The 13850-nt window shown below is 63.5% G+C and carries 11 protein-coding genes, 1 tRNA gene and 1 pseudogene; 9 read left to right on the forward strand and 4 right to left on the reverse strand.

What is annotated here, in order from left to right:
- Positions 1-193 precede the first annotated feature (193 nt).
- Positions 194-661: an Hsp20 family protein gene (locus O7A61_RS10605; protein ID WP_027142918.1), complete on the reverse strand. Its 468-nt coding sequence runs from the start codon at positions 659-661 to the stop codon at positions 194-196.
- A gap of 476 nt (positions 662-1137) precedes the next feature.
- Between O7A61_RS10605 and O7A61_RS10610 the strand changes: the two genes are divergently transcribed.
- Positions 1138-2115 carry an alpha/beta hydrolase gene (locus O7A61_RS10610; RefSeq protein WP_337129745.1) on the forward strand — a complete coding sequence of 326 codons (978 nt, stop codon included), beginning with the start codon at positions 1138-1140 and terminating at the stop codon, positions 2113-2115.
- Positions 2116-2209: 94 nt separating this feature from the next.
- Here O7A61_RS10610 and hisN read toward each other — a convergent pair whose 3' ends face one another.
- A complete protein-coding gene (gene hisN / locus O7A61_RS10615; protein WP_337129746.1) occupies positions 2210-2983 on the reverse strand; it encodes a histidinol-phosphatase in 774 nt (257 codons plus the stop codon).
- 405 nt (positions 2984-3388) lie between these two features.
- Complete coding sequence (locus tag O7A61_RS10620; protein ID WP_127869910.1) at positions 3389-4330, reverse strand: N-formylglutamate amidohydrolase; 942 nt, start codon at positions 4328-4330, stop codon at positions 3389-3391.
- Positions 4331-4492: 162 nt separating this feature from the next.
- Here O7A61_RS10620 and cpdR point away from each other — a divergent pair, with 162 nt between their 5' ends.
- Both cpdR and O7A61_RS10630 read left to right on the forward strand, forming a co-directional pair.
- Positions 4493-4855: a cell cycle two-component system response regulator CpdR gene (cpdR, locus tag O7A61_RS10625; protein WP_006199474.1), complete on the forward strand. Its 363-nt coding sequence runs from the start codon at positions 4493-4495 to the stop codon at positions 4853-4855.
- A 116-nt stretch (positions 4856-4971) separates the two neighbouring features.
- A tRNA-Val gene (locus O7A61_RS10630) sits at positions 4972-5046 on the forward strand.
- Between the two features lie 90 nt (positions 5047-5136).
- Here O7A61_RS10630 and O7A61_RS10635 read toward each other — a convergent pair.
- Positions 5137-6291, reverse strand: a complete 1155-nt coding sequence (locus O7A61_RS10635; protein WP_337129747.1) for a dihydrodipicolinate synthase family protein — start codon at positions 6289-6291, stop codon at positions 5137-5139.
- Between the two features lie 241 nt (positions 6292-6532).
- On the opposite strand from O7A61_RS10635, the gene O7A61_RS10640 reads away from it, so the two are divergent.
- From O7A61_RS10640 to O7A61_RS10665, 6 genes and pseudogenes are all read left to right on the forward strand, one after another.
- Positions 6533-7585 carry a LacI family DNA-binding transcriptional regulator gene (locus tag O7A61_RS10640; protein ID WP_140711914.1) on the forward strand — a complete coding sequence of 351 codons (1053 nt, stop codon included), beginning with the start codon at positions 6533-6535 and terminating at the stop codon, positions 7583-7585.
- Positions 7582-8598 carry a Gfo/Idh/MocA family protein gene (locus tag O7A61_RS10645; protein WP_337129748.1) on the forward strand — a complete coding sequence of 339 codons (1017 nt, stop codon included), beginning with the start codon at positions 7582-7584 and terminating at the stop codon, positions 8596-8598. Before O7A61_RS10640 ends, O7A61_RS10645 begins: the two co-directional genes overlap by 4 nt.
- Positions 8595-10196 (forward strand): acyl CoA:acetate/3-ketoacid CoA transferase, encoded by a 1602-nt coding sequence (locus O7A61_RS10650; RefSeq protein WP_337129749.1) that lies wholly within the window; start codon positions 8595-8597, stop codon positions 10194-10196. Before O7A61_RS10645 ends, O7A61_RS10650 begins: the two co-directional genes overlap by 4 nt.
- On the forward strand, positions 10189-10965 hold the full coding sequence (locus O7A61_RS10655; RefSeq protein ID WP_337129750.1) for an enoyl-CoA hydratase/isomerase family protein: 777 nt from the start codon (positions 10189-10191) through the stop codon (positions 10963-10965). Before O7A61_RS10650 ends, O7A61_RS10655 begins: the two co-directional genes overlap by 8 nt.
- A 17-nt stretch (positions 10966-10982) precedes the next feature.
- Positions 10983-12494, forward strand: coding sequence for an aldehyde dehydrogenase family protein (locus O7A61_RS10660; RefSeq protein ID WP_337129751.1), 1512 nt, complete (start codon positions 10983-10985; stop codon positions 12492-12494).
- Positions 12495-12552: 58 nt separating this feature from the next.
- A pseudogene (locus O7A61_RS10665) lies at positions 12553-13805 on the forward strand (ABC transporter substrate-binding protein).
- The last annotated feature ends 45 nt before the right edge of the window (positions 13806-13850 follow it).

The raw sequence follows: 13850 nt of genomic DNA on the forward strand, positions 1-13850 counted from the left end.
CGATCTTGCGCAACAGATGATCAGCCGGAACAAGCTGATCCAACGTCACCATCTCGAGCGCGGTCTGTTCAGGGGCGGGTCGCTTCAACATGACCCAGTGAATCAAAAACCCCAGGCAAAAGCCAGGAGTTTGTCAGCAGTCTGAGCGGCGCCTTTCGGCGCCACTTTCCGTCTCGGGAGGGAGACTAGACCCTTAGGCTGCCGTCTTGGCCTCGATCTGCTTGGCCTTGGCCGGAGCCGAGGTGATCGCGATCTTGCGCGGCTTCAGCTCTTCGGGAATGTTGCGCTTGAGGTCGACGAAGAGCAGACCGTTCTTCAGCGCGGCGCCGACGACTTCAACATGATCGGCAAGCTGGAAGCGGCGCTCGAAAGCCCTGGAGGCAATGCCGCGATAGAGCAGCTCGGAGCCTTCGCCGGTGCCCTCGTCCTTGCGCTCCCCCTTCACGGTCAGCACGTTGCGGTGGGCCTCGATGGAGATCTCGTCATCCGAGAAGCCGGCAACCGCCATCGAGATGCGGTAGGAATCCTCGCCGGTGCGCTCGATGTTGTAGGGCGGATAGGTCTGCGCGCCATCGGGCTGCGCGAGCGAATCGAGCATGGTGAAGAGACGGTCGAAGCCGACGGTCGAACGATAAAGCGGGGAAAAATCAACGTGACGCATGAGGTGTTCTCCTGTTGAGCAACATGGTTTGCGTATGGCCGATGCGAAACCCGTAAGCGGCATTTCAGCTGACCAGCGGCCCCGACATTTGCGGCCGCAACCCACATCTGGGGAGCGTTCGAAAGCATTTCAAGTTTCGTTTGACGGCAAAAAGAGTGGCCGCCGGCCTTTGATGAACGGCAGATGAACCGGCGCTTCGGCGCCCGTTCAGACAGCCGCCGCTAAAGTGGCTTTCAAGATCAAGGATTGGCGGCGCCGGATTTGCAGAGGTGCCGCATCGAGGCCGAACCGGGTGTTAACGTCCCTTCCTCCCGGATCGACAGGGGCCGGAAGCGCGCTCAAAGCCGCTTCCGGCCTTCCCCGCTGCAGCCTCCGTAACCCGGATTTGCTTTGCTTTTGATGTGTGGGCGTCTATCACCTTGACGAGGCTGGCCGTGAAGGGCTGGCGCGCCAAGACGCCGAGCACAAAGCGCCGAATGACGGATCTTTTCCACGACACACCCCTTTTTCACGAAGTTGAAGGCAATCCGCGACCGGAAAACGTCACGGGCGGCTTTTTCACCACGCGCGACGGCAAGAAGATCCGCTATGGCCTGTTCGCGGCGGTGGCGCGTCCAATGCGGGGCACCGTGGTGCTGCTCGGCGGCCGCAACGAGTGCATCGAGAAATATTTCGAGACCATCCGCGACCTTGCCGCGCGGGGCTTCGGTGTTGCCACCCTCGACTGGCGCGGTCAGGGCGATTCCGACCGGCTGATCCGCGATCGCCAGCGCGGCTATGTCAGGTCGTTCCGCGACTATACGGCCGATCTGGAGCAGTTCTTCGAGGAGATCGTGCTGCCGGACTGCCGTGGACCCTATTACATCCTCGCCCATTCCGCCGGGGCGGTAATCACGCTGCTTGCCGCGCCGTCGATGGTGAACCGCGTGCGGCGCATGGTGCTGATCGCGCCATTCCTGACGTTGCCCGACCTGCCGGTCTCGATAGGGACGGTGCGCCGGGTCTGTTCGATTTTCTGCGCCCTGGGGCTCGGCAGGCTCTATGCCGCCTGGGGTCCACGCCCGAGACAGACGCTGCCTTTCGAGGTCAACAAGGTGACATCGGATCCGCAACGCTATCGCCGCAACACGCGCATCTATGAAGAATATCCGCAACTGGCACTTGGCGGCCCGACTGTCCGCTGGCTGCAGGCGGCGGCGAAGGCGTCGGAAGCCATATGCGACCCCGACTTCATGGCCCGCATTCAGGTGCCTCTGCTGATCATCGCCGCCGGCGCCGACCAGGTCGTCTCGACCAAGGCGGTGGAAGCATATGCGAGAAATCTGAGACTCGGTTCGCTGTTGATGATCGACGGCGCCAAACACGAAATCCTGCAGGAAGCCGACCTCTACCGCGAACAATTCCTCGCCGCCTTCGACGCCTTCGTCCCCGGCTCGGACGATCCGACGGCCTGACCTCTCCCGGACGCAGGCGGCATTCCAGCAGGTCTACGGGCGCACCCCTGCGGAATTCCAGCGCTCGATAAGGCCGCGCCGACCAGGGGCGATATCAGCCGCGCAGGGCGGCCATGGCGGCGGCATGAAGCTCCGGTGTCGCCGCCGCCAGAACATCGCCGCCATTCTCCGCCGGCCCGCCGTCGAAAGTGGTGACGACACCGCCGGCTTTCTCGATGATCGGGATCAGCGCCACGATGTCATAGGGCTTCAATCCAGGATCGGCGACGATGTCGACGCTTCCCGAGGCGATCATGGCGAAGGCATAGCAATCGGCGCCATAACGGGCGAGCTGGATTTGCCGCTCGAACGCGTCGTAGCGATTGCGCGCCTCGCCCTTGAACAGCGCCGGCGTTGTGGTGAACAACGTCGCCTCGGCCAGCTTCGTCGTCTTGCGGGTCGACAGTTTTCGCGGACCTCCCGGTCCCTCATAGTGCGAGCCGGAGCCATTGGCGTAGAACAGCTCGCCGGTGAAGGGCTGCGCCATCATGCCGGCGACCGCGTCACCATCGACCGTCAGCCCGACCAATGTCCCCCACACCGGCAGGCCGGAGATGAAGGCGCGCGTGCCGTCGATCGGGTCGATCACCCAGACATGCCGGCTGGAAATGTTCTCGCTGCCATGCTCTTCGCCCAGGATACCGTGGTCGGGATACTCGGCCGATATCAGCGCCCGGATGGCGCGCTCGGCCTCGCGGTCGGCCTCGGTGACCGGGTCGAAACTGCCCTTCTCCTTGTTGGCGACCGCACCTTGGGCGCGAAAGCGCGGCAAGGTCTCGGCGGCCGCCGCTTGCGCGATGCGGCGCATGAAATCGATGCTGACGTCCAACTGATTCTCCCGCATTACGGCATGCCCGGACTGTCGTTTGCCGCCACTTTCGTGCCAAAACAAGGGTGTTCGAGGATTATTCGCCAGCGACATCTGTTGCCCAAATGTCACGTTCCCGCCAACGAAACGCAATTTCCACATCACTCTGAATTAAAAAAGCCTAAACGTCGCTTGACATTTGTGCGCTGCACAATACCCTCAATCTCGGACAGGGTTTCCTGTCCATGCCCTCCTTGGGCGTTTCCTCCCTAGACTTCGACCGTATCGTGCAAACGATGCGGTCTTTTTTTCACCGCCGCTCCCGGAGCGTGCCGCCCAAAAACTGCAAGGGTCCAAATACTGCAAAGGGTCCAAATACTGCAAAGTGTATTGGGGCAGTGGCACGCATGAGACAAGGCGTGATCTTCACTCCGCGGCCAGCGGCAGGTCGATGAAATGATGGTCTGGCATCGCCATCAGGTCGGCTGAAAATCGCGTCAGATCGTCGGCCAGCGCGTCGAAGCCGGCGGCTTTCTCGAATGTCCGCTCATTCATGTAGAGCCCGCGATTGACCTCGATCTGCAGCGCATGCAGATGACGCGCCGGGCGGCCATAGTGTTCCGTGATGAAACCGCCGGCGTAAGGCTTGTTGTGAGCGACGGTATAGCCCATCGCGGTCAGCAGGCCGATCGCGGTTTCGGTCAGGGCCGCGGTGGCCGAAATGCCGAAACGGTCGCCGATGATGAAATCCGGCCGCAGCCCGTTGTCGCCGACGCGGATGCTCGCCGGCATCGAGTGGCAGTCGATCAGCACGGCAAAGCCGAAACGGGCGTGGGTCCTGGTCAAAAGGCGCTTCAGCGTTTCGTGATAGGGCTTGTAGACGGCCTCGATGCGGGCAACCGCCTCGGCGAGCGGCAAGCGGCCCGCATAGATGTCGAGCCCCTCGCCCACCAGCTTCGGCACCGTGCCGAGCCCGCCGGCCACGCGCGCGGAGCGGATGTTGCAGAAGGACGGCACCGGCTCGGCGAACATGCGCGGGTCGAGTTCCCAGGGTTCACGGTTGACGTCGAGATAGGCACGCGGGAAATTCGCCGCCAGCATCGGCGCGCCCAGCGCCACGGCGCCGCCGAACAGCTCGTCGACATAGCAATCCTCCGAGCGGCGGATGGCGTTGCGATCGAGCCTTGCCATGGCAAGGAAGCGTTCGGGATAGTAACGGCCGCTATGCGGTGAATTGAAGAGAAAGGGGACGCGCTGCTCGGCGCCCGAACGGATTTCGAAGGGTGGAAAGACCGAAAAATCCTCGGCTGCCGTCTTCAATTTGAACGAACCCGAAAACACCAGTGCATCATGGCATGAAACTGCCACCTTGCTGGCCGCATGTCCAGCATTTCGGCGGTCGTGCCGCTGGGCAAATGTGGGTCAAGCGCGTCCGCGTTCACTTGATGTTTACTCTCGCCTCCTCATATACAGGATGGTTAACGGGCCTGCCCCACGGCAGTCTCGGGCGGGTGATTCGGACGGGATATCATGGCACGCATTCTTCTGGCGGAAGACGACGACGATATGCGTCGGTTCCTCGTCAAGGCGCTGGAGCGCGCCGGCTATCAGGTCAGCGATTTCGACAACGGCGCCAGCGCCTATGAGCGGCTGCGCGAGGAACCGTTCTCGCTGCTTCTGACCGACATTGTCATGCCGGAGATGGACGGCATCGAGCTGGCGCGTCGCGCCACCGAGATCGATCCCGACCTCAAGGTCATGTTCATCACCGGTTTTGCCGCCGTCGCGCTGAACCCGGATTCCAAGGCCCCGAAAGACGCCAAGGTGCTGTCCAAGCCCTTCCACCTGCGCGATCTCGTCAACGAGGTCGAGAAGATGCTGCAGGCGGCCTGAACCGCCTCCCGCAAGCCGCCGGGCGTCAATCCACAGCCGCGGCGAGACGAGATGTATTTCCTCTTTTCCTGCTATTGACGCGCCGGACCAAAAATGGTGTATGCGCGGCTTCGGATGGGCGTGTAGCTCAGCGGGAGAGCACTGCATTGACATTGCAGGGGTCACAGGTTCAATCCCTGTCACGCCCACCATCCAACCCGGACAATCGGACCTTGCATCGCGGAGCGCCCGTCTTGGCGCCGACTGGGATGGACGACGGCTGATCCGATCGCGAAACTCGTTTAGACGCCCGCGACGGCGCAGAGGCTCTTCATCCTGGCAATCGCCATCTCCGGATCGGCCAGCAGGCCAGCCTGGTCGGCAAGGCGGAAGACATCGGCATAATGGCGGATGCCGCGCGCCGACTGCATGCCGCCGACCATCGCGAAATGATCCTGGTGGCCGTTCAGCCAGGCCATGAAGACGATGCCGGCTTTATAATATTCGGTCGGCGCCTCGAAGATTTTTCGTGACAGCGGCACGGTCGGCGCCATCAGCGCGTCGTAGCAGGCACGATCGCCGTCAGCCAGCTTCGCCAGCGCGGCATTGGCAACCGGCGCGATCGCGTCGAAAATGCCGAGCAATGCGTGCGAGTGCCGCTTGCCGTCTCCGGCGATCAGTTCGGGATAATTGAAGTCGTCGCCGGTGAACATCAACACGCCGTCCGGCAGCCGGTTCCTGAGCGCCACCTCCTTGCCGGCGTCGAGCAGCGATATCTTGATACCCTCGACCTTGCCGGCATGGCGCTCGATGATGGCGACCACCGTATCGAGCGCGGTTCCGAAATCGCCGCTGCCCCAATAGCCCCTCAAGGCCGGATCGAACATGTCGCCCAGCCAGTGCAGGATGACCTTGCCGGAGGCTTGGCCCAATATGCGGTCGTAAACCAGGGCGTAATCGTCGGGCCCCTTCGCCACGGCCGCCAGGGCGCGGCTGGCCATCATGATCGCCTTGCCGCCCTGGCCTTCGATGAAAGCGAACTGCTCCTCATAGGCGGCGATCACATCGTCCAGTGTCCTGGCCGACGCCGGCGCCAGATGGTCGGTTCCGGCACCCGACGCGAGATCGGCGCCAGCGACGGTTCGCGCCTCCGCGATTGAACGGCGGATCAATTCCTGCGCATTTATCCAATCGAAGCCCATGCCGCGCTGCGACGTGTCCATCGCCTCGGCGATGCGGAAGCCGAGGCGCCACAGATGATGGCGAAACGCCATCGTCCTGTCCCAGTCGACCACGGGCCGCGACCACGGATCGGTCATCTTGAGGGGATCGGCAACGACATGCGCGGCGGCATAGGCGATGCGCGGGAACCGCGCGCCGATCACCGGCTGGACCGGCTGTCCGACAAGCGCGTAACGTGTGCTGCGGCCACTCTCGCCCGGCAAGGCAATATCCATCGATCTCTCCCTTTTCGGCGCCTATTAAATGGAACGTTCCAATAAATCAAGAACCTCTAAGATTCGAAATGGCCGGCCGGCCAATGCTGCGTCGCAACAAAAAAGGGCCTTGGATGGCATATTGCTGACCACATTTGATCGCTTCCTTCTGATTGAGAAAAAATCCCGATTGACTTGCCCACGAAGCAGAGATTAGAACGTTCCAATAAAAGTCGATTTAGAAAACCGGGAGGATATCAGGATGGCCAGTCGGGCCAAGGCGACGATCTTCGACATTGCCCGCGAGGCGGGCGTGTCCAAATCGACCGTGTCGCTCGTGCTCCAGGGCAGCGGCCTGATCCGCCCCGAAACCGCGGTCAAGGTGCGCAAGGCGATCGAGGATGTCGGCTATGTCTACAACCGCGGCGCCGCCAATCTGCGCAAGGCCCACTCCAACGTCATCGGCATGGTCATCAACGATCTCACCAATCCGTTCTTCGCGGAACTGGCAGTGGGCATGGAGCGTGTTTTCCAATCGGCCGGCATCGTGCCCTTCATCGCCAACACGGCCGAAAATCCGGTGCGCCAGGAAGAAGTGCTGAAGTCTCTGATGGAACAAGGCGTCGCCGGGCTCATCGTTTCCCCGGCGCGCGGCACCACGCCAGGGGCGTTCCGGCGGCTGGAAATAGCCGGTCTCCCGATTGCCTTCGCCATGCGCCGGCTGCCTGAAAGCCGCATTCCGGTGATTGCTCCCGACAATCATCGGGGCGCCTATCTCGCCACCGCTCATCTCGTCGGCAAGGGACATCGACGCCTGGCCTTCTTCGGCGGCTCGTCTGATCTGGTGGTCTACCATGAGCGGCTGGGCGGCTTTCGCGAGGCCTGCGAGACGCTCGGCATCGACGCTCGCGACGCGCTCATCATCGAGGGCGAGACCAACCGCAAGGGCGGCATGGCCTGCCTGGAAACGTCACTCGCAATGGCGGAGCCGCCAACCGCGGCGCTCTGCTTCAACGATGCCGTTGCCTTCGGCGTCATGCTGGCGCTGCGCAAGCGCGGACTTGAGCCGGGCCCGGATTTCGCCGTCGTCGGCTTCGACGATGTGGTCGAGGCCGAACATTATATGCCGCCGCTGACCAGCGTCGCGGTGGACTCCGCCGGTCTCGGCGAACGCGCGGCCCACGTCATGATCAAGATGATCCAGTCGCGCACCACGCGCGCCGAGGACCATATCGGCGCCGTCAATCTCGTGGTCAGGGAAAGCTGCGGCCCAGATCGCCGCACGCAAAAAAGGCCTACGGGAGCCGCGACATGAGCGTCAAATGGGGGCTGATCGGCGCCAGCACGATCGCCCGGCAATTCATGATCGACGCCATTCGCGCGCAAGCCGATGGCGCGATAGCAGCGGTAATGAGTTCCAACCCCGAACGCGCTGCGGCCTACGCAAGGGAAAATGGTATTCCAGCCGCCGTATCAAATCTCGATGCCTTGCTCGGATCCGACATCGACGCAGTCTACATCTCGACCACCAACGAATTGCACCTCGAACAGGCGCTGGCCGCGATCAAGGCGGGAAAGCATGTGCTGTGTGAAAAGCCGCTGGCGCTGACCAGCGACGACGCGCGCACAATGGTCGTCGCGGCCAAGGCCGCGGGCATCGTGCTCGGAACCAATCATCATCTGCGCAACGCCGGCGCGCACCGTGCCATGCGCGAGGCGATTGCCGCCGGTCGCATAGGCCAGCCGATCGCCGCGCGGGTCTTCCACGCCGTCTACCTGCCCGAAAACCTGCAGGGTTGGCGCATCGCCAGGCCCGAGGCGGGCGGCGGCGTGGTGCTCGACATCACCGTGCACGATGCCGACACGCTGCGCTTCGTGCTTGGCGACGATCCGGTCGAGGTTTCCGCCTTCACGCAATCTGCCGGTATGGCCGCCGGCGGGCTGGAAGACGGCGCCATGTGCATCTGGCGCTTCGAGTCGGGCCTCATCGCGCAATCGCATGAAGGCTTCACCACCAGATTTGCCGACACCGGCTTCGAGGTGCACGGCTCCCAAGGCTCGCTGATCGCCCGCAACGTGATGACGCAGAAACCGGTCGGCTCTGTCCTTCTGCGCACCGCCAGCGGCGAAGAAGAATTGAGCTGCGACCGCGAGAATCTCTATGTCAGGTCGGTGCGCCGGTTCCATGCCGCGATCCGTGGCGAGGGCCAGCCTTCCGCCACCGGCGAGGACGGCATCTGGTCGCTCGCCGCGGCCGAGGCGGCATTGCAATCGGCCAATTCCGGCAGAGCCGTCAAGATCGACCCGAAACTCGGGAGCATGAATTGAGCAAGGTCGTTTCGTCGGCGCAGGCAGCCAGCCTGATCAAGGATGGTATGGTCGTCTCGGTGTCCTCGTCGAGCGGCCTCGGCTGCCCGGACGCCGTGCTCGCCGCCATCGGTGAACGCTTTGACAGCGAGGGCCATCCGAAGGACATCACCACGCTGCACCCGATCGCCGCCGGCGACATGTATGGCATCAAGGGCATCGATCATCTGGCCAAGCCGGGCCTGTTGAAGCGTACGCTGTGCGGCTCCTATCCGTCGGGTCCCTCCTCCGCCGAGCCGCCGCGGATCTGGAAGATGATCGGCGACAATTCAGTCGCCGCCTATAACGTGCCGTCCGGCATCCTGTTCGACATGCACCGCGAGGCCGCGGCCAAGCGGCCGGGCGTGCTGACCAAGGTCGGCCTCGACACTTTCGCTGACCCGCGCCACCAGGGCTGCGCGATGAACGCCGCCGCCGGCGAGCCGATCGTGTCGGTGCAGCAATTCGACGGCGAGGAATGGCTCTATTTCCGCGCCATCGTGCCCCAGGTCTCGATCATCCGCGCCACCACCGCGGACGAGCGCGGCAACTTGACCTATGAGCATGAGGGCGCCTATCTCGGCGGCCTGGAACAGGCGCTCGCCGCCCGCAACAATGGCGGCATCGTCATCGCGCAGGTCAAGCGTGTCGTCGAGAACGGCACGCTGAAACCGCATGATGTGCGCGTGCCGGGCGTGCTGGTCGATCATATCGTCGTCGCGCCCGACCAGTTGCAGACGACGCTGACGCCTTACGATCCGGCAATTTCGGGTGAAATCTTCCGGCCGCTGTCGAGCTTCCGCACGCCGGAAATGAACGTTCAGAAGGTGATCGCGCGCCGCGTCGCCATGGAGCTTCGCGACGGTATGGCCGTCAATATCGGCTTCGGCATCTCGGCCAACGTGCCGCGCATCCTTCTGGAAGAAGGCCGGCACGGCAAGGTCACCTGGCTGATCGAACAGGGCGCTGTCGGCGGCGTGCCGCTGCTCGACTTCAAGTTCGGCTGCGCCTCCAATGCCGAGGCGATCATGCCCTCGCCGCACCAGTTCATCTATTTCCAGGCCGGCGGCTTCGACGCTTCGCTGCTCTCCTTCCTGCAGATCGACCGCCACGGCTCGGTCAACGTATCGAAGCTTTCGGCACGGCCGCATGTCACGGCCGGCGCCGGCGGTTTTGTCGACATCACGTCGCGGGCGAAGAAGATCGTCTTTTCCGGCTTCTTCAATGCCGGAGCCAAGCTGTCGCTCGCCGATGGCGGCATCCGCATCGACGCGGAAGGCAAGGTCAAGAAAGTCGTCGAGGCGGTCGAGCACATCTCCTTCTCCGGCAAGCGCGCCGTCGCGCAGGGACAGGATATCACCTATGTGACCGAGCGTTGCGTGATGAAGCTGACGACAGACGGGCTGATGGTGACGGAACTGGCGCCGGGCATCGACCTCGAGCGCGATGTGCTTGGTCAAGCCGAGATCCCGCTCAATGTAGCCAACGACCTCAAGGTGACGCCGGCCGCGCTCTACCAGGATCGGCCGATCGGCCTTTCGCTCAATGGCAGCACCTCGCTCGGAGGCGCGCATGGCTGAGCGCCTCGTCACCTTCGAGCAGGATGGTGCGATCGGCACCGTCACCTTGCGCCGGCCCGAAAAATTTAACGCGCTCGACATCCCGATGCTGCGCGCGCTGGAAGCGGCGCTCGACGAGGCGGAAAGCGCCGAAGGTGTGCGCGTGGTGCTCATATGCGGCGAAGGCAAGGGTTTTTGCGCCGGCGGCGATGTCGAGGCCTGGGGCGGCATGAGCGCCGCCGATTTCCAGGTGCAATGGGTGCGCTACGGCCACCGTGTCTTCGACCGGCTGGCGAGGCTGCGGCAGCCGACCATCGCAGTTCTGTCCGGCCATGCGCTCGGCGGTGGGCTCGAATTGGCTGTCGCTTGCGATTTTCGCGTCGCGGAAACGCAGGTGAAACTCGGCTTTCCCGAAACCTCGATCGGCGTCGTCCCCGGCTGGTCCGGCACGCAGCGCGCGGTGCGCCGCCTTGGCGCCCAGACGGTTCGTCGCATGGCTGTCGGTGGCGAGGTTTTTCTGGCGGCGGAAGCGCTTGCGTTGGGTATCGTCGACCGCGTCGTCGAAACCGGCAAAGCGTCGGGTGAAGCCAAGACATGGGCTGAAAAAATCGCCGAACGCGGGCCGCTGGCAACCGAAGCCGCCAAGCTGATGATCGCGGTGGCGGAAGGCGAAGAAAGCGCTGCCGCGACCGAAGCCTTGGCCAGCGGCTTCATAGCGCTCACCGGCGATCTCAAGGCCGGCGTCGGCTCCTTCAAGACCAAGCAAAAGCCCGTGTTTTCGCGTTCCTAGGACAGAGTGGAAATCACATGAATGCACCTCTCAAGATTTCCATGCCTGCCGAGGCCTCCGCGGCTCCCAAGACATACAGGCTTCTGATCGACGGCAAGCATGTCGATGCCCGCGACGGCCGCATGCTGGAACGCAAGAGCCCCGGTCACGGCTTCACCGTTTCACGCTATGCCGAGGCAGGTGCCGCCGAAGTGGAAGCCGCGATGCAGGCCGCGCACAGGGCGTTCGAGACCGGTCCCTGGCCGCGCATGAAAGCGGCCGAGCGCGCCGCGATCCTGCTCAAGGCCGCCGACCTGATCGAGGCGCGGCTGGAAGACATCGCCCGGCTCGATGCGCTGGAATCCGGCAAGCCGATCGCCCAGGCGCGCGGCGAGATCGGCGGCGCCGTCGACATCTGGCGCTATGCCGCCTCGCTGGCCCGCACGTTGCACGGTGAAAGCTACGCCAATCTCGGCGACGCCATGCTGGGCATCGTGCTGCGCGAGCCGATCGGTGTCGTCTCGATCATCACGCCGTGGAATTTTCCGTTCCTCATCGTCAGCCAGAAACTGCCTTTCGCGCTCGCCGCCGGCTGCACGGCGGTGGTCAAGCCGAGCGAGATGACCTCGGCCTCGACCTTCGTGCTTGGCGACATCCTGCTCGAAGCCGGCGTGCCCGCCGGCGTCGTCAATGTCCTCGCCGGTCTCGGCGCCGATGTTGGCGCGCCGATGGTCAGCCATCCCCTGGTCGAGATGGTTTCGTTCACCGGTTCCACCCGCGTCGGCAAGATGACCATGGCGGCGGCCTCGAACTCCCTGAAGAAGGTGTCGATGGAGCTCGGCGGCAAGAACGGCCAGATCGTCTTTCCCGATGCCGATCTCGTGGCGGCCGCCGACGCAGCGGTGTTCGGCGGCTTCTTCAATGCCGGCGAATGCTGCAATGCCGGCAGCCGGCTGATCGTGCACGAGGCGATCGCCGATGATTTCCTGGCCGCGGTGAAGGCGTTGACCGCCAGGGTGACGGTGGGCGATCCGCTCGATGACAGGACCAAGGTCGGAGCGATGATTTCGTCCGACCATCTGGCCAAGGTGACGGATTACGTGGCGGCGGCCGCGAGTGACGGCGGCAGCATCTACAGCGGCGGCGGGCAACTCCCCTCCAATGCCGGCCAATATCTCGACCCGACGATCTTACGCGACGTCACCGAAAACATGGCCGTCGCCCGCGAGGAAGTGTTCGGGCCGGTGCTATCGGTGCTGACTTTTGAATCGATTGAAAGGGCGTTGCACATCGCCAACAACACGCCCTATGGTCTGTCGGCGGGTGTGTGGAGCGCCAGCATCGACACCTGCATGTCGGTGGCGCGGGGCGTGCGTTCGGGGACGGTCTGGGTGAACACGTTCATGGAAGGTTATCCAGAACTGCCGTTCGGCGGCTACAAGCAGTCGGGCCTGGGCCGCGAACTCGGGAAGCGCGCAGTCGAGGACTATACCGAGGAAAAGACAATCCAGTTTCATCGCGGCCAGCGCACCGGTTGGTGGGTCGGCTGAGTTGGGAAGAACCCGGTGGGCTGCCACCGGTCGTGTAATGCAACAAGGGAGGAAGTACATGTTGCGCAAACTGCTTATCGGAACGGCGCTCGCTTCGGGCCTGGCTTTCGCGGCCCATGCCGAGGATGTCAAGGAAGTGCAGATGCTGCATTGGTGGACGTCGGGCGGCGAAGCGGCTGCTCTCAACGTGCTCAAGGGCGATCTGGCCAAGGAAGGCTATGCCTGGAAGGACGTTCCCGTGGCTGGCGGCGGCGGCGATGCCGCCATGACCGCGCTGAAAGCGATGGTCGCGGCCGGCAACTATCCGACCGCCTCGCAGATGCTCGGCTACACCGTGCTCGATTATGCCGCTGCCGGCGTCATGGGCGACCTCACCGAGACGGCGAAGAAGGAAGGCTGGGACAAGTCGGTTCCGGCCGCCCTGCAGAAATTCGCCGTCTATGACGGCAAGTGGGTCGCGGCTCCGGTCAACGTCCACTCGGTCAACTGGCTGTGGATCAACAAGGCGGTGATGGACAAGATCGGCGGCACCGAGCCGAAGACCTTCGACGACTTCGTGGCATTGCTCGACAAGGCCAAGGCGGCCGGCGTCACCCCGCTCGCGCTTGGTGGTCAGAACTGGCAGGAAGCCACCATGTTCGATTCCGTCGTGCTGTCGACCGGCGGGCCGGAGTTCTACAAGAAGGCGATGAACGACCTCGACGACGCTTCGCTCAAGTCCGACACGATGAAGAAGTCGTTCGACAATCTCGCCAAGCTCGTCACCTATGTCGACCCGAACTTCTCAGGCCGCGACTGGAACCTCGCCACCGCCATGGTCATCAAGGGCGATGCGCTGGTGCAGGTCATGGGCGACTGGGCCAAGGGCGAATTCCACGCCGCCAACAAGACCCCGGGCACCGACTTCCTCTGCTATCGCTTCCCGGGCACCGACGGCTCGGTGATCTACAACTCCGACATGTTCGGCATGTTCAACGTCCCGGACGACCGCAAGGCCGCCCAGGTTGCACTCGCCACCGCCACTTTGTCGAAGAGCTTCCAGTCGGCCTTCAACGTCGTCAAGGGTTCGGTTCCGGCCCGCACCGACGTGCCTGACACCGACTTCGACGCTTGCGGCAAGAAGGTATTGCCGACCTGAAGAAGGCCAATGAAGGCGGCACGCTGTTCGGCTCGCTCGCCCAGGGCTATGGCGCGCCCCCGGCTGTCGCCAATGCCTACAAGGACGTCATCTCCAAATTCGTCCATGGTCAGATCAAGACCTCGGACGAGGCCGTGACCGAACTGGTCAAGGCAATCGACGACGCCAAGTAAGCGTTACGCACGAAAACGCCTTCCCCGCTCCGGCGGGGAAGGTCC

This window comes from Mesorhizobium sp. Cs1321R2N1 (genome assembly GCF_037179725.1).
GTDB lineage: Bacteria > Pseudomonadota > Alphaproteobacteria > Rhizobiales > Rhizobiaceae > Mesorhizobium > Mesorhizobium salmacidum.